The 18993-nt window shown below is 65.0% G+C and carries 19 protein-coding genes; 11 read left to right on the top strand and 8 right to left on the bottom strand.

Annotated elements, in window-relative coordinates; all coding sequences use genetic code 11:
* Positions 1-97: 97 nt before the first annotated feature.
* On the top strand, positions 98-1666 hold the full coding sequence (locus tag KI242_RS00155) for a SulP family inorganic anion transporter (RefSeq protein WP_123472569.1): 1569 nt from the start codon (positions 98-100) through the stop codon (positions 1664-1666).
* 115 nt (positions 1667-1781) lie between these two features.
* On the opposite strand, the gene aroE is transcribed toward KI242_RS00155, so the two are convergent.
* Both aroE and hemF read right to left on the bottom strand, forming a co-directional pair.
* Positions 1782-2603, bottom strand: a complete 822-nt coding sequence (gene aroE, locus KI242_RS00150; protein WP_015633620.1) for a shikimate dehydrogenase — start codon at positions 2601-2603, stop codon at positions 1782-1784.
* Between the two features lie 93 nt (positions 2604-2696).
* Positions 2697-3614 (bottom strand): oxygen-dependent coproporphyrinogen oxidase, encoded by a 918-nt coding sequence (gene hemF, locus KI242_RS00145; RefSeq protein WP_011058416.1) that lies wholly within the window; start codon positions 3612-3614, stop codon positions 2697-2699.
* A 167-nt stretch (positions 3615-3781) separates the two neighbouring features.
* On the opposite strand from hemF, the gene KI242_RS00140 reads away from it, so the two are divergent.
* Positions 3782-4759 (top strand): NADPH:quinone reductase, encoded by a 978-nt coding sequence (locus tag KI242_RS00140; protein ID WP_053154888.1) that lies wholly within the window; start codon positions 3782-3784, stop codon positions 4757-4759.
* A gap of 64 nt (positions 4760-4823) precedes the next feature.
* On the opposite strand, the gene KI242_RS00135 is transcribed toward KI242_RS00140, so the two are convergent.
* The 3 genes from KI242_RS00135 to KI242_RS00125 all read right to left on the bottom strand — a co-directional run bounded on the left by KI242_RS00135 (position 4824) and on the right by KI242_RS00125 (position 7640).
* Positions 4824-5381 carry an L-threonylcarbamoyladenylate synthase gene (locus tag KI242_RS00135; RefSeq protein ID WP_011058414.1) on the bottom strand — a complete coding sequence of 186 codons (558 nt, stop codon included), beginning with the start codon at positions 5379-5381 and terminating at the stop codon, positions 4824-4826.
* 54 nt (positions 5382-5435) lie between these two features.
* Positions 5436-6542 (bottom strand): DNA-processing protein DprA, encoded by a 1107-nt coding sequence (gene dprA, locus KI242_RS00130; RefSeq protein WP_103290868.1) that lies wholly within the window; start codon positions 6540-6542, stop codon positions 5436-5438.
* 87 nt (positions 6543-6629) lie between these two features.
* Entirely contained in the window at positions 6630-7640 is a 1011-nt protein-coding gene (locus KI242_RS00125; RefSeq protein WP_212805817.1) for a LysM domain-containing protein, read from the bottom strand.
* Between the two features lie 153 nt (positions 7641-7793).
* Between KI242_RS00125 and def the strand changes: the two genes are divergently transcribed.
* The 5 genes from def (at position 7794) to KI242_RS00100 (ending at position 12480) form a co-directional block, all read left to right on the top strand.
* The gene (def, locus tag KI242_RS00120; RefSeq protein ID WP_011058411.1) at positions 7794-8300 is read left to right on the top strand and encodes a peptide deformylase; all 507 of its coding nucleotides are present in this window, start codon (positions 7794-7796) and stop codon (positions 8298-8300) included.
* A 69-nt stretch (positions 8301-8369) separates the two neighbouring features.
* Positions 8370-9329 (top strand): methionyl-tRNA formyltransferase, encoded by a 960-nt coding sequence (gene fmt / locus KI242_RS00115; protein ID WP_011058410.1) that lies wholly within the window; start codon positions 8370-8372, stop codon positions 9327-9329.
* Positions 9326-10651 (top strand): 16S rRNA (cytosine(967)-C(5))-methyltransferase RsmB, encoded by a 1326-nt coding sequence (gene rsmB, locus KI242_RS00110; RefSeq protein ID WP_011058409.1) that lies wholly within the window; start codon positions 9326-9328, stop codon positions 10649-10651. The genes fmt and rsmB overlap by 4 nt, the downstream gene beginning before the upstream one ends.
* Before the next feature lie 22 nt (positions 10652-10673).
* Entirely contained in the window at positions 10674-12047 is a 1374-nt protein-coding gene (gene trkA, locus KI242_RS00105; RefSeq protein WP_011058408.1) for a Trk system potassium transporter TrkA, read from the top strand.
* Between the two features lie 115 nt (positions 12048-12162).
* Positions 12163-12480 carry a tetratricopeptide repeat protein gene (locus tag KI242_RS00100; protein ID WP_011058407.1) on the top strand — a complete coding sequence of 106 codons (318 nt, stop codon included), beginning with the start codon at positions 12163-12165 and terminating at the stop codon, positions 12478-12480.
* 171 nt (positions 12481-12651) lie between these two features.
* On the opposite strand, the gene KI242_RS00095 is transcribed toward KI242_RS00100, so the two are convergent.
* From KI242_RS00095 to tag, 3 genes are all read right to left on the bottom strand, one after another.
* Positions 12652-12891, bottom strand: coding sequence for a PilZ domain-containing protein (locus KI242_RS00095; RefSeq protein WP_011058406.1), 240 nt, complete (start codon positions 12889-12891; stop codon positions 12652-12654).
* Positions 12892-12963: 72 nt separating this feature from the next.
* A complete protein-coding gene (locus tag KI242_RS00090; RefSeq protein WP_011058405.1) occupies positions 12964-13851 on the bottom strand; it encodes a lysophospholipid acyltransferase in 888 nt (295 codons plus the stop codon).
* Between the two features lie 42 nt (positions 13852-13893).
* The gene (gene tag / locus KI242_RS00085; protein WP_011058404.1) at positions 13894-14457 is read right to left on the bottom strand and encodes a DNA-3-methyladenine glycosylase I; all 564 of its coding nucleotides are present in this window, start codon (positions 14455-14457) and stop codon (positions 13894-13896) included.
* Between the two features lie 81 nt (positions 14458-14538).
* Here tag and glyQ point away from each other — a divergent pair, with 81 nt between their 5' ends.
* From glyQ to KI242_RS00065, 4 genes are all read left to right on the top strand, one after another.
* Positions 14539-15492, top strand: coding sequence for a glycine--tRNA ligase subunit alpha (glyQ, locus tag KI242_RS00080; protein ID WP_003177094.1), 954 nt, complete (start codon positions 14539-14541; stop codon positions 15490-15492).
* On the top strand, positions 15489-17543 hold the full coding sequence (glyS, locus tag KI242_RS00075; protein WP_015633612.1) for a glycine--tRNA ligase subunit beta: 2055 nt from the start codon (positions 15489-15491) through the stop codon (positions 17541-17543). The genes glyQ and glyS overlap by 4 nt, the downstream gene beginning before the upstream one ends.
* 17 nt (positions 17544-17560) lie before the next feature.
* Positions 17561-18094 carry a D-glycero-beta-D-manno-heptose 1,7-bisphosphate 7-phosphatase gene (gene gmhB, locus KI242_RS00070; protein ID WP_011058402.1) on the top strand — a complete coding sequence of 178 codons (534 nt, stop codon included), beginning with the start codon at positions 17561-17563 and terminating at the stop codon, positions 18092-18094.
* A gap of 83 nt (positions 18095-18177) precedes the next feature.
* Positions 18178-18948: a lysophospholipid acyltransferase family protein gene (locus tag KI242_RS00065; RefSeq protein ID WP_212805816.1), complete on the top strand. Its 771-nt coding sequence runs from the start codon at positions 18178-18180 to the stop codon at positions 18946-18948.
* Positions 18949-18993 lie beyond the last annotated feature (45 nt).

Below are 18993 nucleotides of genomic sequence, written 5' to 3'. Positions count from 1 at the left end.
GAGGTGTGCCGGCCATTCGCCGGCAAGCCGGCTCCTGCACCCAAAGCCTGGCAATGCTTTACCCTGGCCCACCGAATCAACCCACCCGTGAGGAACCATGGCCTGGCCCGACCGCCAATCTCTCCTGCCTTTGCTGAGCTGGCTGCCGCGCCAGACCCGGGCCAGCGTCGGCCGTGACCTGCTGGTGGGCCTGAGCGGCGCGATCCTCGCTCTGCCGCAATCCATCGCCTATGCCCTGATCGCCGGCCTGCCCCCGGAGTACGGGCTATACGCGGCCATAGTCCCGGTGCTGATCGCCTGCCTGTGGGGTTCATCGTGGCACCTGATCTGCGGCCCCACGGCGGCGATTTCCATCGTTCTCTATGCCAGCGTCAGCCCCCTGGCAGTGCCGGCCTCCGAGGACTACATCACCCTGATCCTGCTCCTGACGCTGTTGGCCGGGGTCTTCCAGTGGCTGCTGGGAATGCTGCGCTTCGGCGCCCTGGTGAACTTCGTCTCGCACTCGGTGGTGCTGGGCTTCACCCTCGGCGCGGCGGTGGTCATCGCCCTGGGCCAGTTGCCCAACCTGCTGGGGCTGGAACTGCCGAACCAGGCCACCGCCCTCAACAGCCTGAGCCAGTTGCTGCAGCACCTGGGCGAGGTGGACCGGCCTTCGCTGCTGCTGGGACTGGGCACCCTGGCGCTGGGGGTCGCCTTCAAGCTGCTGGCGCCGCGCTGGCCCGGCCTGCTGCTGAGCCTGGTGTTCAGTGCCCTGGTGGTATGGCTGCTGCCAGGGGTGTTTGGCCATGTGCAACTGGTCAGCGCCTTCGTTGGCCGGCTGCCGCCGTTTAGCCCATTGCCCCTGGACCTGGAACTGATCCTGCGGTTGCTGCCCAGTGCAGTGGCGGTGGGCATGCTCGGGCTGGTCACCAGCCTGTCGATTGCCCGCTCGCTGTCAGCACGTTCGGAACAGTTGCTGGACGCCAACCAGGAAGTCCGCGCCCAGGGCCTGTCGAACATGGTCGGGGCGTTTTTCTCCGGCTACCTGTCCTCGGGCTCCTTCACCCGCTCCGGCTTGAGCTACGAGGCCGGCGCCTGCTCGCCCCTGGCCGGGGTGTTCTCGGCGCTGTGGGTGGCGCTGTTCGCCGTGGCCGGCGCCGGGCTGATCGCCCATATCCCGATCCCGGCCATGGCCGGCAGCATCCTGCTGATCTGCTGGGGGCTGGTGGACCACCGGGGCATTCGCGCGCTGTTCCGGGTCAGCCGCGCCGAGTTCGTGGTGATGAGCCTGACCTGCGTCGCCACCCTGCTCCTGGAGTTGCAGACCGCGATCTATGCCGGGGTCCTGGCGTCGCTGTTCTTCTACCTCAAGCGCACTTCGCAACCGCGGGTGCAGCAGTCCAGCGAAGGCGATGAAGACATCCTGCGGGTCGGCGGTTCGATTTTCTTCGGCGCCAGCCATTACCTGCAGGTGCGCATGCAGCGCTGCCACGCGCCCAGGCTGGTGATCGACGCACGGCAGATCAACTTTATCGACTACTCAGGGGTGGAAATGCTGCACCAAGAGGCGCGCCGGCTGAAACGCCAGGACCGTAGCCTGATCCTGCGCCGGGCACGGCAGACGGTGAAAGAAGAGTTGATCAAGCTCGAAGGCCCGGAACGCTGCCCGATCCACTTCGAAGACTGAACCCGCAGGCGCCTTGCCCACACCCGACGTGAGAGCCGGCTTGCCGGCGAATAAGCCCTTGAGCCTGGCCCAGCCTTGAAGCCGCCTTCGCTGGCAAGCCAGCTCCTAAGGGGGGTTACTGCGCCAGCTGACGACGCAGTTCAGCCAGCACCGGGGCACTGTCGGGGCGCACGCCGCGCCACAGGTAGAAGGCTTCCGCCGCTTGCTCGGCCAGCATGCCCAGGCCATCCAGCACCAGGGCCGCGCCCTGTTCACTGGCCCAGCGGCAGAATGGTGTCGGCTCCTTGGCGTACATCATGTCGTAGCACACGGTCTTGCCCGCCTCGATCAGGCTGCCGGCAATCGGCGGCAGCTCGCCCGAAAGGCTGGCGGAGGTGGCATTGATGATCAGGTCCACCGATTCCTGCAGCCAGTCGAAGCCGCTGGCCGATACCGGCCCCAGGTCGGCGAACAACTCCGCCAGCAGCTCAGCCTTTTCCACGGTGCGATTGGCGATTACCAAGGCCTCCGGCTGCTCGGCCAGCAACGGCTCCAGGGCACCACGGACCGCGCCGCCAGCCCCCAGCACAAGGATGCGCTTGCCCTTGAGGCTGACCCCGGCGTTCACCTTCAGGTCGCGCACCAGCCCGGCGCCGTCGGTGTTGTCCCCCAGCAGGCGGCCGTCGGCCTGCTTGCTCAGGGTGTTCACCGCGCCGGCGCGCTGGGCCCGTTCGGTCAGGCTGTCGCACAGGCGATAGGCCTCTTCCTTGAACGGCACCGTGACATTGGCCCCACGCCCGTGGGCGAAGAAACTGCGAGCGGTGCCGGCGAAATCATCCAGGGGCGCCAGCAGGGTGTTGTACTCCAGCTGCTGGCCGGTCTGCTGGGCGAACAGCCGATGGATCAGCGGCGACTTGCTGTGGCCGATCGGGTTACCAAAGACAACGTACTGATCCATCTCTCATCCCATTTGCTCAACACAGGGGTAGGAACCGCATCCGCCTTGAAGGCCTTTTCGCCGGCAAGCCGGCTTCTACACAGTGGGTACGGTTTAGTTGCTGGCTGCCAGCCAGTCGCGATCCTGCAGGAAGTATTCGGTCAGGCGCGCTTCTTCGCTGCCCGGCTCGGCCTTCCAGTCATAGCCCCAGCGCACTTGTGGCGGCAGCGACATGAGGATCGACTCGGTGCGCCCGCCCGATTGCAGGCCGAACAGGGTGCCACGGTCGTAGACCAGGTTGAACTCCACGTAGCGGCCCCGGCGGAACTCCTGGAATTCCCGCTGCTGCGCGGTGTAGGCCGCGGCCTTGCGGCGCTGGACGATGGGCAGGTAGGCCTCGATGTAGGCGTCGCCGATGGCGCGCATGAAGGCGAAACTGGTGTCGAAGTCCCATTCGTTCAGATCGTCGAAGAACAGGCCGCCGATGCCCCGCGGTTCATTGCGGTGCTTGATGTGGAAATAGCTGTCGCACCAGGCCTTGTAGCGCGGGTAGACGTCGGCACCGAAGGGCGCACAGGCCCGCTCGGCAACCCGGTGCCAGTGCACGCAGTCATCGATGTTGCCGTAGTAGGGGGTCAGGTCAAAACCGCCGCCGAACCACCAGACCGGCTCTTCGCCTTCCTTCTCGGCGATGAAGAACCGCACGTTGGCGTGGGAAGTCGGCACATGGGGGTTGTGCGGGTGGATCACCAGGGACACGCCCAGGGCCTCGAAGCCACGGCCGGCCAGCTCGGGCCGGTGGGCACTGGCCGATGGCGGCAGGCCGCTGCCGAATACATGGGAGAAGTTCACCCCACCCTTTTCGATCACTGCACCGTCGCCGATCACCCGGGTACGCCCGCCACCACCGGCAGGCCGGGTCCAGGCGTCCTCGATGAAGCGTGCGCCACCGTCTTCGGTTTCCAGTGCAGCGCAAATGCGGTCTTGCAGGTCGAGCAGGTAGGCTTTCACGGCCTCGGTGCGGGTAGTCATGGCATCACCTTGAATCGGGCAAAGCTACGCGGCGCTAGGGATGGAGCACGGGCCGGCGCAAATGGGCGCGTAGCATAACACCGCGCCGGGGCGCTCCGCAGTTGACGAAGGTCAAGCAGAGGAGTCCGATAGAGCACTTTCACGACACGTCCGAGGAGAGAATGCAGATGGCCAAACGTATCCAGTTCCGCGCCCATGGCGGCCCCGAAGTGCTCGAATATGTGGATTACCAACCGGCGGAACCGGGCCCGCAACAGGTTCGCGTCAGCAACAAGGCCATCGGCCTGAACTTCATCGACACCTATTTCCGCAGCGGTCTCTACGCACCGCCCGCCCTGCCTTCGGGCCTGGGGGCCGAAGGCGCGGGCGTGGTCGAGGCCGTAGGCAGTGCCGTGACCCGTTTCAAGGTCGGCGACCGCGTGGCTTACGGCAGCGGCCCACTGGGGGCCTACAGCGATGTGCATGTGCTGCCCGAAGCCAACCTGGTACGCCTGCCGGACGCCATCAGCTTCGAACAGGCCGCCGGGGTCATGCTCAAGGGCCTGACCGTGCAGTACCTGCTGCGCCAGACCTATGAACTCCAGGGCGGCGAAACCGTGCTGTTCCACGCCGCTGCCGGCGGTGTCGGCTCCCTGGCCTGCCAGTGGGCCAAGGCCCTCGGGGTAAAGCTGATCGGCACCGTCAGCTCGCCGGAAAAGGCCGCCATCGCCAAGGCCCTGGGCGCCTGGGAAACCATCGACTACAGCCATGAAGACGTGGCCCAGCGAGTGCTGGAACTGACCGGCGGGAGGAAGTGCCCGGTGGTCTACGACGGCGTGGGCAAGGACACCTGGCTGACCTCCCTGGATTGCCTGGCCCCACGCGGGCTGATGGTCAGCTTCGGCAACGCCTCTGGCGCAGTGGACGGGGTCAACCTTGGGATTCTCTCGGCCAAGGGCTCGCTGTACGTGACCCGGCCGACCCTGGCCAGCTATGCCAACAATGCCGAGAACCTGCAGCGCATGGCCGACGACCTGTTCGGCATGATTGCCAGCGGCAAGCTGAAGATCGAGATTGGCCAGCGCTTCGCCCTGGCGGATGCGGCCAAGGCCCATATCGAACTGTCGGCACGACGCACGACTGGCTCGACTGTGCTGCTGCCTTGAACGCCTTCGCCGGCAAGCCGGTTCCTACCGAGTATCGTAGGAGCCGGCTTGCCGGCGAAGCGCTTCAGGAAGGCCGAACTACCTTGCCGGTAGCCAGGTCACGGATCAGGCTCGGGTTCTTGCGCCCGCCCAGGCTGCCACTGAGGACCAGATCCAGTTGCCCACGGAAATACTGCTCGATGCGCAGCCGCGTGCGCGCCGCCGGGCGCCCCTGGGGGTTGGCCGAGGTGGAAATCAGCGGGCCCACCAGGGAGCACAGCTCACGCACCAGCGGATGGTCGCTGACCCGCAGCGCCACCGTGTCATGGACCCCGGTGACCCACTCGGGCAACAGGTTCTGATGGGGCACCAGCCAGGTATTGGGCCCCGGCCAGGTGCTGGACATGCGATCGATCCAGGTGTCCGGGAAGTCCTCGAAGAGGAAATCGAACTGATGGATGTTGTCAGCGATCAGGATCAGGCCCTTGTCCACCGACCGTGACTTGATCGCCAGCAGGCGATCCACCGCCTCTTCATTCCACGGATCGCACCCCAGGCCCCAGACCGCTTCGGTTGGATAGGCAATCACCGCCCCTGCGCGAATCTCTCGTGCGGCTTGCTGCACGCGCCAACTGCTGACCATTGCCGACTCTCCAGATAAAAGCTGTGCGCAGTTTACCCATCCTGCTTATAAAACCTAGCTCAGACGCGCATACCAACGCCCATTTTCATGGACCGCACGGCCTTCGATCTCCAGCTCGGTCAGGGCCGCCAGCACCCGGGGCAGGGGCCAGCCGCTGGCGCTGGCCAAGGCTTCGCTGCTGTGGGGCGCCGCATGCAGCAAGGCCAGCAACGGGTGGGTACAGGCCGCTGTCGGCAGCGAGGCGCTGGGCGGCAGGTTCTGCCAGCCGGCCAGGGTCTCCAGGATGTGCTGCACGCTTTCCACCAGCACCGCGCCGTCGCGGATCAACTGGTGGCAGCCCCGGGCACCGGGGTGGTGGATAGAACCGGGGATGGCATACACCTCGCGGCCTTGCTCCGCCGCCAGCCGCGCGGTAATCAGCGAACCGCTGGCGACGCTGGCCTCCACCACCAGCACGCCCAGGGCCAGGCCACTGATGATTCGATTGCGCCGGGGGAAGTGTTCCGCACGCGCCGGGGTGTCCAGCGGGAACTCGGAAACCACCGCGCTGCCCTGGTCGATCATGGCCCTGGCCAGGGCCCGGTGCCGCTGTGGATAAAAATTTTCCAGGCCAGTGCCCAGCACGCCCACGGTACGCCCGCCAACATCCAGGGCCGCCTGATGGGCAGCGCCATCGACGCCCAGGGCCAGACCGCTGGTGATGACAAAACCGGCACGGGCCAGGCTGCGGGAAAAGGCCCCGGCGGTGTCCAGCCCCGGTCGCGATGCGCGACGGCTGCCCACCATCGCCAACTGCGGCCGTTCGAGAATCGAGGGGTCGCCGGCCACGAACAGCAGCGGTGGCGCATCCTCGAGTTGCGCCAGCAAGGGCGGGTAGCCGGGCTGGTCCCACATCAGCAAATGCTGGGCCTGGCTATCTATCCAGGCCAATGCGCGACGGGCGCCGTCGCGCACCTGGGGGCTGCGCCGGGCCTCGCTGCAGGCCGGCGGCAGGTCTAGGGAACGCCAGGCACTGGCCGGGGCACTGAGTGCTTTAGAAGCGCAACCGAATGCCTGAAGCAGGCGCTGAAAACGCATCGGCCCGAGTTCGGGCAGGACGTGCAAGCGCAATCGAGCTTCCAGTTCTGCCGGGGAAATGCTGCCGCTCATCGAGTTCGACATGGATCATCCTTGATCGTCAGGGCTCCAGCCTGAGCTGGAACAAGCTGTGGATAACTCTGTTGGTAACTTGTTGAGGAAAGATCTCCCTCAGGGGTTGCGGACCTTGTCCAGCACCGCCAGCGAACGCGTGGCCTTGAGTACCAATCCGTAGCTGAGCCTGTCGTAGCTGCGGAACACCATCAGCCAGCCGGCCGCCTCGTCGGGGATTTTCAGCGGCTCGCCGGTTTGCCGGTCGCGCACGGTTTCACCGGTCTTGATCACCGCCAGTACGTTGCCCTCCAGCAGGCCGTCGCGGCGCCCGCGGTTGAGGGTCACCACATCCAGGGCGCCGATCTGGGTGACCCCTCGGGGCACGTCGATGATCAGTCCTTCCACCGGCCGTTGCGGGGCACTGGGGCTGAAGGAGCCCGGCAACCCCGAGGTATCGGCAGCCAGCAAGCGATCACCCAGGCGCACTTCCTGGTTGCTGCTCTGCAAGGCGAGGGTGGCCAGGTCACCTTCGCTCGCCACCACCCGGGCGCTGCCAATGGCGTCGGCGTTGACCCCCAGCAGTTCCTGGCTCAGGGGGTCGCGGTAGATCTTGCCCTGGCGGAACAGCTCATAGACCGGCTGCTCAGGGTCCAGCCGGCCACGGGCGAAAAGCCGGTCGCCCATGCCACCCAGCACCCGCTCGCCCTCGCCGGCCACGATATACGGCGCCCGCTCCAGGGCCCCGGGCTGATCGACGATGCGGTTGTCCAGCAAGAAGCTGCTGATCGCTTGCAGGGGAATGCTCGGAATCGGGGCAGGGGGCAAGCGCCGGGCCTGGGGCGCGAGCTTGACCGTCGGCGGCGCCGCTGGTCGCTCCAGCTGCAGGCGTGGCGGGCCGTCATTGCGCACCAGTTGCAGGCGGTCGCCGGGGAAGATCTGCCCGGCGAAGCCCGCCGGCCAGAGCTCGCGCCATTGCCAGGGCTGCTGCAGATACAGGCTGGCGACGCTCCACAGGGTATCGCCCGGCTGCACCCGATAGTGCTGTGGATAACTGTCCCGCAGTTGCACCTGGGCCTGGCCGATGGCGGTCCAGCCCGCCAGCAGCAGGGCGAACAGTGATTTCCTCATGGGCTGAATCCCTTTATTATGTGCGTTCGCGTGAAACGCCAGAGCCTGCACGGCTCGCTCCATCCCAGAGCACGTTTTGCACCGGCGGCCCAGGTCCAGAACCTGCGCGGACGCCGACTCCGCCCTTACTTCACACGTGTAGCAATTACGCTTATGGCCATTTTAAACATCCTCGAATTCCCTGATCCGCGCCTGCGCACTATCGCCAAACCAGTGGCCGTAGTGGACGACGAAGTGCGTCAGTTGGTCGACGACATGTTTGAAACAATGTATGAGGCCCCAGGCATCGGTCTGGCGGCGACCCAGGTCAACGTGCACAAACGCGTGGTGGTCATGGACCTGTCCGAAGACCGCAGCGAACCACGGGTGTTCATCAACCCCGAGTTCGAAGCCCTGACCGACGAGATGGACCAGTACCAGGAAGGCTGCCTTTCGGTACCGGGCTTCTACGAAAACGTCGACCGCCCGCAACGGGTCAAGATCAAGGCCCTGGACCGCGACGGCCAGCCCTACGAACTGATCGCCGAAGGTTTGCTCGCCGTGTGCATCCAGCACGAATGCGACCACCTGAACGGCAAGTTGTTCGTCGACTACCTGTCCACGCTCAAGCGTGACCGGATCAAGAAGAAGCTGGAAAAGCAGCATCGCCAGCAGGCTTGATGACCGTCTTGCAAAGGCTTGCTACGGCAAGCCTTTTTCTTTTCCGCATGTTTAACATCGAGAATTCCCATGACTGAGCCACTGCGCATCGTCTTTGCCGGCACCCCCGAATTCGCCGCCGAACACCTCAAGGCCCTGCTCGACAGCCCTTACCAGATCGTTGCGGTCTACACCCAGCCGGACCGTCCGGCGGGGCGCGGGCAGAAGCTGATGCCCAGTCCGGTCAAGCAGCTTGCTCTGGAAAACGACATCCCCGTGCTGCAACCGCCGACCTTGCGCAATGCCGAGGCTCAAGCCGAACTGGCAGCGCTCAAGCCGGACCTGATGGTGGTGGTGGCCTACGGCCTGATCCTGCCCCAGGCGGTGCTGGATATTCCGCGCCTGGGTTGCATCAACAGCCACGCTTCGCTGTTGCCACGCTGGCGCGGTGCCGCGCCGATCCAGCGTGCGGTGCAAGCCGGTGACGCGCAAAGCGGGGTGACCGTGATGCGCATGGAAGCCGGCCTGGATACCGGGCCGATGCTACTCAAGGTCAGCACCCCGATCAGCGCCGAAGATACCGGCGGCAGCCTCCACGACCGCCTGGCCGAGATGGGCCCGCCCGCAGTGCTGCAAGCCATCGAAGGCCTGGCCGCCGGCACCCTGGAAGGCGAAGTCCAGGACGACAGCCTGGCCACTTACGCCCACAAGCTGAACAAGGACGAGGCGCGCATCGACTGGAGCCGCCCGGCCGTGGAACTGGAGCGCCTGGTGCGGGCCTTCAACCCCTGGCCGATCTGCCACAGCAGCTTGAATGGCGAAGCGCTGAAAGTGCTGGCCGCCACCCTGGCCGAAGGCAAGGGCGCGCCGGGGGAAATCCTCGGCGCCAGCAAGGACGGCCTGATCGTTGCCTGCGGTGAGCAGGCGCTGTGCCTGACCCGCCTGCAACTGCCCGGGGGCAAGGCGCTGAACTTCAGCGACCTGTTCAACAGCCGCCGCGAGAAATTCGCCATCGGCACCGTCCTCGGCCAGACGGCGGACGCCCAATGAACCCGCGCCTGGCCGCCGCAAAGGCGCTGACTGCCGTGCTCAACGGCAAGGCCTCGCTCAACAGCTCGCTGCCGATCCAGCTGGACAAGGTCGAGGCCCGGGATCGCGGCTTCACCCAGGACCTGGCCTTCGGCACCGCACGCTGGCAGCCGCGGCTGTCGGCGCTGGCGGCCAAGCTGCTGCAGAAGCCGTTCAAGGCAGCCGACGCCGATGTCGAAGCATTGCTGCTGGTGGGCCTCTATCAGTTGCTCTACGCCCGGGTTCCGGCCCACGCCGCCATCGGTGAAACCGTGGGCTGCGCCGACAAGCTGAAAAAGCCCTGGGCCAAGGCCCTGCTCAATGCCGTGCTGCGGCGCGCCCAACGCGAAAGCGAAACGCTGCTGGCCGAGTTGGAGCACGACCCGGTGGTGCGCACCGCACACCCGCGCTGGTTGCAGAAATCCCTCAAGGCGTTCTGGCCCGAGCAGTGGGAAGCCATCTGCGCCGCCAACAACGCCCACCCGCCGATGATCCTGCGGGTCAACCGCCGGCATCACTCCCGCGATGCCTACCTGAAGCTGTTGAGCGAAGCGGGGGTTGCGGCCAAGGCTTGCGTCTATAGCCAGGACGGCATCGTCCTCGACGAAGCCTTGGATGTACGCAGCCTGCCGGGCTTTGCCGAAGGCTGGATCAGTGTGCAGGACGAGGCCGCGCAACTGGCCGCCGAGCTGCTGGAACTGGCGCCGGGGCAACGGGTGCTGGACGCCTGCTGCGCCCCGGGCGGCAAGACCTGCCACATCCTCGAAGTGCAACCGGCCCTGGCCGGCGTAGTGGCGGTGGACCTGGAGGCCAAGCGCCTGGTGCGGGTACGGGAAAACCTCGACCGCCTGGGGCTCGACGCCCAATTGATCGCCGCCGATGGCCGCGACACCCAGGCCTGGTGGGACGGCAAGCCGTTCCAGCGGATCCTGCTGGACGCGCCATGCTCGGCCACCGGGGTGATCCGCCGCCATCCGGATATCAAGCTGACCCGCCAGCCCGAAGACATCGCCGCCCTGGCGCAACTGCAAGGCGAACTGCTGGATGCCATGTGGCAGGCCCTGGAAGTGGGCGGCATCCTGCTCTACGCCACCTGCTCGACCCTGCCCACCGAGAACACCGAGGTCATCGAGGCCTTCCTGGCCCGCACCCCGGGGGCTCGTGAATTGGACATCGGCGGCCAACTGGGGCAGCCTGCCGCCGGCCTCAAGCAGCCCCACGGACGCCAGTTGCTGGCGCAAGAGGGCGGCCACGACGGCTTCTACTACGCCAAGCTGATCAAGATCGCCGCAGCTCGCGGCTAAACGGTTTTAAGGGAGTGACTGGATGAAAATCATCATCCTCGGCGCCGGGCAAGTGGGTGGCACGCTGGCGGAACACCTGGCCAGCGAAGCCAACGATATCACCGTGGTCGACACCGACGGCGAACGCCTGCGCGACCTCGGCGACCGCCTGGACATCCGCACCGTGCAGGGCCGCGCCTCGTTCCCGACGGTGCTGCGCCAGGCCGGCGCCGACGACGCCGACATGCTGGTGGCGGTAACCAACAGCGACGAGACCAACATGGTCGCCTGCCAGGTGGCCCACACCCTGTTCCACACCCCGACCAAGATCGCCCGGGTGCGCGAAGCCGCCTACCTGACCCGCGCCGGGCTGTTCGACAACGATGCGATCCCGGTGGACGTGCTGATCAGCCCCGAGCAGGTGGTGACCAACTACATCAAGCGCCTGATCGAGCACCCCGGTGCGCTGCAGGTGATCGACTTCGCCGAAGGCAAGGCGCAACTGGTGGCGGTCAAGGCCTACTACGGTGGCCCGCTGGTGGGCCAGCAACTGCGCCAGCTGCGCGAGCACATGCCCAACGTCGACACCCGGGTGGCGGCGATCTTCCGTCGCGACCGGCCGATCATGCCCAAGGGCGATACGGTGATCGAGGCCGACGACGAAGTGTTCTTCATCGCCGCCAAGGCCCACATCCGCGCGGTGATGAGCGAGATGCGCCGCCTGGAGGAATCCTACAAGCGCATCGTCATCGCCGGTGGCGGGCAGATCGGCGAGCGCCTGGCCGAGGCCATCGAAAGCCGCTACCAGGTGAAGATCATCGAGATGAACCCGGCCCGCTGCCGCTACCTCTCCGACACCCTGGACAGCACCGTGGTGCTGCAGGGCAGCGCCTCGGACCGCGACCTGCTGCTGGAAGAGAACATCGCCGACGCCGATATCTTCCTGGCCCTGACCAACGACGACGAAGCCAACATCATGTCCTCGCTGCTGGCCAAGCGCCTGGGAGCGAAGAAGGTGATGACCATCATCAACAACCCGGCCTACGTCGACCTGATCCAGGGTGGCGATATCGACATCGCCATCAGCCCGCAGCTGGCCACCATCGGCACGCTGCTGGCCCACGTGCGCCGCGGCGATATCGTCAGCGTGCACTCCCTGCGCCGGGGCGCGGCGGAAGCCATCGAGGCCATCGCCCACGGCGACGCCAAGTCGAGCAAGGTGATCGGCCGTGCCATCGAGAACATCGGCCTGCCGCCGGGCACCACCATCGGCGCGATCATTCGCGACGAAGAAGTGCTGATCGCCCACGACGACACGGTGATCGAAGCCGGCGACCACGTGATCCTGTTCCTTGTGGATAAAAAACACATCCGCGACGTGGAGAAACTGTTCCACGTCGGCCTGAGCTTCTTCTGATCAACAACTCTGTAGCCGCTGCCGAAGGCTGCGATCGACTGCGCAGCAGGCGCTGCCCTTGCGAAGGCTGTACGGGCCTGATCGCAGGCTACATGAGCCCACAGGAGTGACAACGATGCTTGAATCCCTGGAAAAAATGCTCGCCAAGGGTGTGGATAACGCCCTGCTGCGCTTCGGCCTGGGCAAGGGTTACCTGGATCAGGGCGATTTCGCCAAGGCCGCCGAGCACCTGCAACGTTGCGTGGCCTTCGACCCCAAGTATTCCGCGGCGTGGAAGTTGCTGGGCAAGGCCTGCCAGGGGCAGGGCGACCTGCCGGCAGCGCGCCAGGCCTGGGAACAGGGCCTGGAAGCGGCCCGGGGCCACGGCGACAAGCAGGCGGAAAAGGAAATGACGGTGTTCCTGAAAAAACTCGACCGCCAGTCTCAAGGCTGACCCCACCCCTCCTCGGTAGCCGCTGCTGCAGGCTGCGAACGAGCTGGGCGGCACTGCGCTGCACTGCACGCTAGCTCTGAAGACCCGCACAGGCTCGACAAGAGAGCGCCAAGCAAGGCCCTTCGGTCCTTTTCGCAGCCTCGCGGGCTCGGCAACGGCTACAGGGCTATTTCACAGGTAGCGCAGGGCGATCCCTTCCGCGTCCACTTGCACCACTTCCATGCGCACCCGCGGCGCCGTCACCGGCAGGCCCTGGACCTGGCCGTAGACCACCGCGCCCTTGGGCAGTCTTGCCAGGGCCGGGCTCTGTACATAGACGCCGCTGGCGGACAGGTTGCGGGTCTGCCCCAGGCATTCGCCGATGCTTTCGTGGGAAATCTTGATGCGGAACGACTTGCGATGATCGGACATCTTCTGCGCCCTTGTTCGGTGTGCTGTGGATAACTCCCGATGCGGGGTTATCCACAGATCGTGCCAGCTCCCTCAGTACCAGCGCGCCTCGCCAGGCGGGCGCTTCTTGAAGCGTTTCATGCTCCACATGTACTGGCTCGGATAGGCCCCCACATAACGCTCGACCACCTTGCTCATGGCCGCGCAGGAGGTTTCGGTATCGGTGCTGTACATGTCTTCCGGCGCCGCTTCGAGGATCACCTTGTAGCCCGAGCCGTCGGGCAGGCGCAGGGCATGGAGGAACACGCCGACCGCCTTGCCGCCGGCCAGCATGTTCGGCACGAACTTGCTGGTCAGGGCCTGGGTGGCGAAGAAGGGCACGAAGATCCCGGCGGATTCGGCCGGTTCCGGGTCGGCGGGGATGCCCACTGCCCCCCCTTTGCGCACTTCCTTGATGACGCTGAGGATGCCTTCCTTGGTGGAAGCCGCCACGCGGTTGCCCAGTTGCACCCGCTGCTTGCGCAGCAGTTCGTCCACTGCCTTGAGCTTGGGCGGACGGTAGAAAATGATCGGTTTGCACTGGCTGCAATAGAAGTGGTTGAGCACTTCCCAGTTGCCCAGGTGGCTGGTGATGCCAACCACGCCCTTGCCCGAGGCCAGGGCGTCCTTGAGCACTTCCAGGCCCTCGACTTCACGCACCAGGGCAATGGAACGCTCGGCCGGCCAGATCCAGGCGCAGGCGCTTTCAGTCAGGGACTTGCCGATGTCCTTCAGGCTCTGGCCCACCAGGCGCTCGCGTTCCGCCGGGTCCATCTGTGGAAAACATTTGGCCAGGTTGATACGCACCACCTCGCGGGAACGATTGGGCGTCTTCCACATGATCCAGCCGATGGCTGCGCCGACCGCCTGCACCGCGCGCCAGGGCAGCAGGGCAAACAACCGCAGAGCACCCACCAGCAGGGCGCCTTTGAACTTATCCACAAATGACTCCTGATCTTGGTCATGAAGCGTGTCGCCAGCCGGCTATTCTAACCGCGCATCGGCCAGGATGGCGTACCGATCACAGTCCAGGGTGTGGTCCATGACCATCCCCGAGGCCTGCATCAGCGCATAACAGATGGTCGGGCCGACGAAAGTGAAGCCGGCCTTGCGCAGGCCGCGGCTCATGGCTTCGGCCTCCGGCGTCACCGCCGGCACTTCGCTGCGGTCGTTGAAATGGTTGATCTTCGGCACGCCACCGACGAAGGCCCAGAGAAAGGCCACCGGGTCTTCCAGCTCCAGCCAGGCCTGGGCATTGCGCCGCGCGGCGTTGAGCTTGAGGCGGTTGCGGATGATGCCCGGGTCCTGCATCAGGTCGTCGATCTCGGCATCGCTCATCTGCGCCACACGCTGCACATCGAAGCCGAACAGCACCTGGCGATAATGCTCGCGCTTCTTCAGCACGGTGATCCATGACAGCCCGGCCTGGAACCCTTCGAGCAATAACAACTCGAACAAGCGCTGCCCATCGCGCAGCGGCACGCCCCACTCCTGATCGTGATAAGCCATGTACAGCGGATCTTCGGAACACCAAAAGCAGCGTGGCATAAGGCTCCAGGGGGCGTGCGCAGGACTGAATCGGGTATACTCCCGCTCCTTAAATCGCAGCCCAAGTAACAGGTGAATTTCGTGAGCCAGCCTACGCCAGCCGTGCGTACCTTCCAAGACTTGATCCTCGCCCTCCAGCAGTACTGGGCCGAGCAAGGTTGTGTGGTACTTCAGCCCTACGATATGGAAGTAGGCGCCGGCACTTTCCACACCGCTACCTTCCTGCGGGCCATCGGCCCGGAAACCTGGAACGCCGCTTATGTGCAGCCCAGTCGTCGCCCGACTGACGGCCGCTACGGCGAAAACCCCAACCGCCTGCAGCACTACTATCAGTTCCAGGTGGTCTTGAAGCCCAACCCGGAGAACTTCCAGGAGCTGTACCTGGGTTCCCTGAAGCACGTGGGCCTGGACCCGCTGGTGCACGACATCCGCTTCGTCGAGGACAACTGGGAATCGCCGACCCTGGGCGCCTGGGGCCTGGGCTGGGAAGTCTGGCTCAACGGCATGGAAGTGACTCAGTTCACCTACTTCCAGCAAGCCGGTGGCATCGAGTGCTACCCGGTGACCGGTGAAATCACCTACGGCCTGGAACGCCTGGCCATGTACCTGCAGGGCGTGGATTCGGTGTACGACCTGGTGTGGGCCGACGGCCCGTTCGGCAAGGTCACCTATGGCGATGTGTTCCACCAGAACGAAGTGGAGCAGTCGACCTACAACTTCGAACACGCCAACGTCGAGAAGCTGTTCGAACTGTTCGATTTCTACGAAAGCGAAGCCAAGCGCCTGATCGAGCTGGATCAGCCACTGCCGCTGCCGAGCTATGAAATGGTCCTCAAGGCCTCGCACACCTTCAACCTGCTGGATGCACGCCGGGCAATCTCGGTCACCGCACGCCAGCAGTACATCCTGCGTGTGCGCACCCTGGCGCGTTCCGTTGCGCAAGCCTACCTGCTGGCCCGTGCCAAGCTGGGCTTCCCGATGGCAACCCCGGACCTGCGTGATGAAGTGTTGGCTAAGTTGGAGGCGGCACAATGAGTGCGCAAGATTTTCTGGTTGAACTGGGCACTGAAGAACTGCCACCCAAAGCCCTGAACACCCTGGCCGAAGCCTTTCTGGCCGGCATCGAAAAAGGCCTGCAGAGCGCCGGCCTGAGCTTCCAGGCCAAGCACGTATACGCCGCGCCGCGGCGCCTGGCGGTGCTGATCACCCAACTGGCCACCCAGCAGCCGGATCGCAGCATCAACCTCGACGGCCCGCCACGCCAGGCAGCCTTCGACGCTGAAGGCAACCCGACCCAGGCGGCCCTGGGCTTTGCCAAGAAGTGCGGCGTCGAACTCAGCGAGATCGACCAGAGCGGCCCGAAACTGCGCTACAGCCAGAGCATCAAGGGCAAGCCGACCGCCAGCCTGCTGCCGACCATCGTCGAAGATTCGCTGAACGACCTGCCGATTCCCAAGCGCATGCGCTGGGCCGCGCGCAAGGAAGAGTTCGTGCGCCCGACTCAATGGCTGGTGATGCTGCTGGGCGATGAGGTCATCGACTGCACCATCCTCGCCCAGAAGGCCGGTCGCGACTCCCGCGGCCACCGCTTCCACCACCCGCAAAGCGTGCGCATCACCGCGCCGGCCAACTACCTGGCCGACCTGCGTGCCGCCTACGTGCTGGCCGACGCCAACGAGCGTCGCGAGCTGATCAGCAAGCGCACCGCGGAACTGGCGACCCTGCAGGAAGGCACGGCGATCGTCCCGGCGGACCTGCTGGACGAAGTGACTGCCCTGGTCGAATGGCCGGTGCCACTGGTGTGCTCGTTCGAGGAACGCTTCCTCGAAGTGCCCCAGGAAGCCCTGATCACCACCATGCAGGACAACCAGAAGTACTTCTGCCTGCTGGACGTGGACGGCAAGCTGCTGCCGCGCTTCATCACCGTGGCCAACATCGAGAGCAAGGACCCGCGCCAGATCATCGAGGGCAACGAGAAAGTCGTGCGCCCACGCCTGACCGACGCCGAGTTCTTCTTCAAGCAGGACAAGAAGCAGAAGCTCGAAGACTTCAACCTGCGCCTGCAGAACGTGGTCTTCCAGGAAAAACTCGGCAGCGTCTACGACAAGGCCGAGCGGATCTCCAAGCTGGCCGCCTTCATTGCCCCGCGCATCGGCGGCGATGCCCAGCGCGCCGCCCGCGCCGGCCTGCTGTCCAAGTGCGACCTGGCCACCGAGATGGTCGGCGAGTTCCCGGAGATGCAAGGTATCGCCGGCTACTACTACGCCCTCAATGACGGCGAGCCGGAAGATGTCGCCCTGGCCCTGAACGAGCAGTACATGCCACGTGGTGCCGGCGCCGAGCTGCCCAGCACCGTGACCGGTGCCGCCGTGGCCATCGCCGACAAGCTGGACACCCTGGTGGGGATCTTCGGCATCGGCATGCTGCCCACCGGCAGCAAGGACCCCTACGCCCTGCGTCGCGCGGCACTGGGCGTGCTGCGGATCCTGATCGAGAAGAAGTTCGACCTCGACCTGAACGACGCCGTGGCCTTCGCCGTCAGCGCCTTCGGCAGCAAGGTCAAGGCCGCCGGCCTGGCCGACCAGGTGCTGGAGTTCATCTTCGACCGCCTGCGTGCCCGTTACGAAGACGAAGGCGTGGATGTGGCCACCTACCTCTCGGTGCGTGCCCTGAAGCCGGGTTCGGCCCTGGACTTCGACCAGCGCGTGCAAGCCGTGCAGGCCTTCCGCAAGCTGCCGGAAGCCGCCGCCCTGGCTGCGGTGAACAAGCGCGTGTCGAACCTGCTGAGCAAGATCGAAGGCAATGTGCCGACCACCATCGAAGCCAAGTACTTCGACAACGCCAACGAGTTCTCCCTGTACTCGGCGATCCAGCAAGCGGACCAGGCTGTACAGCCCATGGCCGCTGCCCGCCAGTACAGCGAGACCCTGGCCCGCCTGGCTGCCCTGCGCGAGCCGGTGGACGCCTTCTTCGAGGCGGTGATGGTCAATGCTGAGGACGCCAATGTACGGGCCAACCGCTACGCGCTGCTGGCGCGGCTGCGGGGCCTGTTCTTGGGCGTGGCCGACATTTCGGTACTGAGCTGATCAGGTAAGGAACTGCTGTGAAACTGCTGATACTCGATCGTGACGGCGTGATCAATCACGACTCCGATGCCTACATCAAATCGGTGCAGGAGTGGATTCCGCTCCCCGGCGCGATCGAAGCCATTGCGCAGTTGAGCAAGGCCGGCTGGACGGTGGCGATCGCCACCAACCAGTCCGGCATCGCTCGCGGCTACTACGACCTGGCCACCCTCGATGCCATGCACGCGCGCCTGCGCGAACTGGTGGCGGAGCAGGGCGGCGAAGTCGGGCTGATCGTCTACTGCCCTCACGGGCCCGACGAAGGGTGCGCCTGCCGCAAACCGAAACCGGGCATGCTGCGAACCATTGCCGAGCATTACCAGGCAGAACTGACAGGTCTATGGTTTGTCGGTGACAGTCTCGGTGACCTGGAAGCCGCAAAAGCCGTCGACTCTCAGCCAGTATTGGTAAAGACCGGGAAAGGCGAAAAGACTCTGGGGAAAACCCTGCCGGTAGGCACCTTGATTTTTGACGACCTGGCGGCCGTTGCCGCTGAACTTATCCACAATTAGGCCCCTTCTGGCATCCTGACCAAGGACTGTTCGGGAGAGCGCTTTTTAACAGGCGGGCAATGCCCGCAATGGTAAATGCCGCTATGTCGATCCTGCAGGCCATCAGAACCTTTTTCTTTTACCTGCTACTGGGCACCAGTTCCTTGCTGTGGTGCTCCCTGAGCTTTTTTATCGCGCCGTTCCTCCCATTCAAGGCGCGCTATCGCTTTATCAACGTCTACTGGTGTCGCTGCGCGCTGTGGCTAACCAAGGTATTCCTCAATATCCGCGTGGAAGTGAAGGGCGCGGAAAACGTCCCCGAGCGGCCTTGCGTGATCGTTTCCAATCACCAGAGCACCTGGGAAACCTTCTTTCTCTCGGCCTACTTCGAGCCCCTGAGCCAGGTGCTCAAGCGCGAGCTGCTGTATGTGCCGTTTTTCGGCTGGGCCATGGCCATGCTGCGGCCCATCGCCATTGACCGGGACAACCCCAAGGCTGCCCTCAAGCAGGTGGCGAGCAAGGGCGACGAGTTGCTCAAGGACAATGTCTGGGTACTGATCTTCCCTGAAGGCACCCGCGTGCCTTACGGCCAGATCGGCAAGTTTTCCCGCAGCGGCAGCGCCCTGGCGGTGAATGCCGACCTGCCGGTGCTGCCGGTGGCCCACAACGCGGGCAAGTTCTGGCCGAAGACCGGCTGGGCCAAGCGCCCCGGCACCATCACCGTGACCATCGGCGCGCCGATGTATGCCGAAGTCAGCGGCCCGCGGGCCATCGCCGAGCTCAATGACCGGGTGGCGGCCTGGAATGAACAGGCTCAACGGGATATGGGCTCATTGCCACCATTGGCCACTTCTACGGATAAGGTTGCTGTATGAGCTTCTGTGGATAACCTGTGTACGACTTTTCCTACAAGGCTTGAA

Origin of the sequence: Pseudomonas sp. Eqa60 (genome assembly GCF_018326405.1) — a bacterium.
Taxonomy (GTDB): domain Bacteria; phylum Pseudomonadota; class Gammaproteobacteria; order Pseudomonadales; family Pseudomonadaceae; genus Aquipseudomonas; species Aquipseudomonas protegens.
Note: the sequence above shows the minus strand (reverse complement) of the source record. Positions and strands in the feature narration are given on the sequence as shown.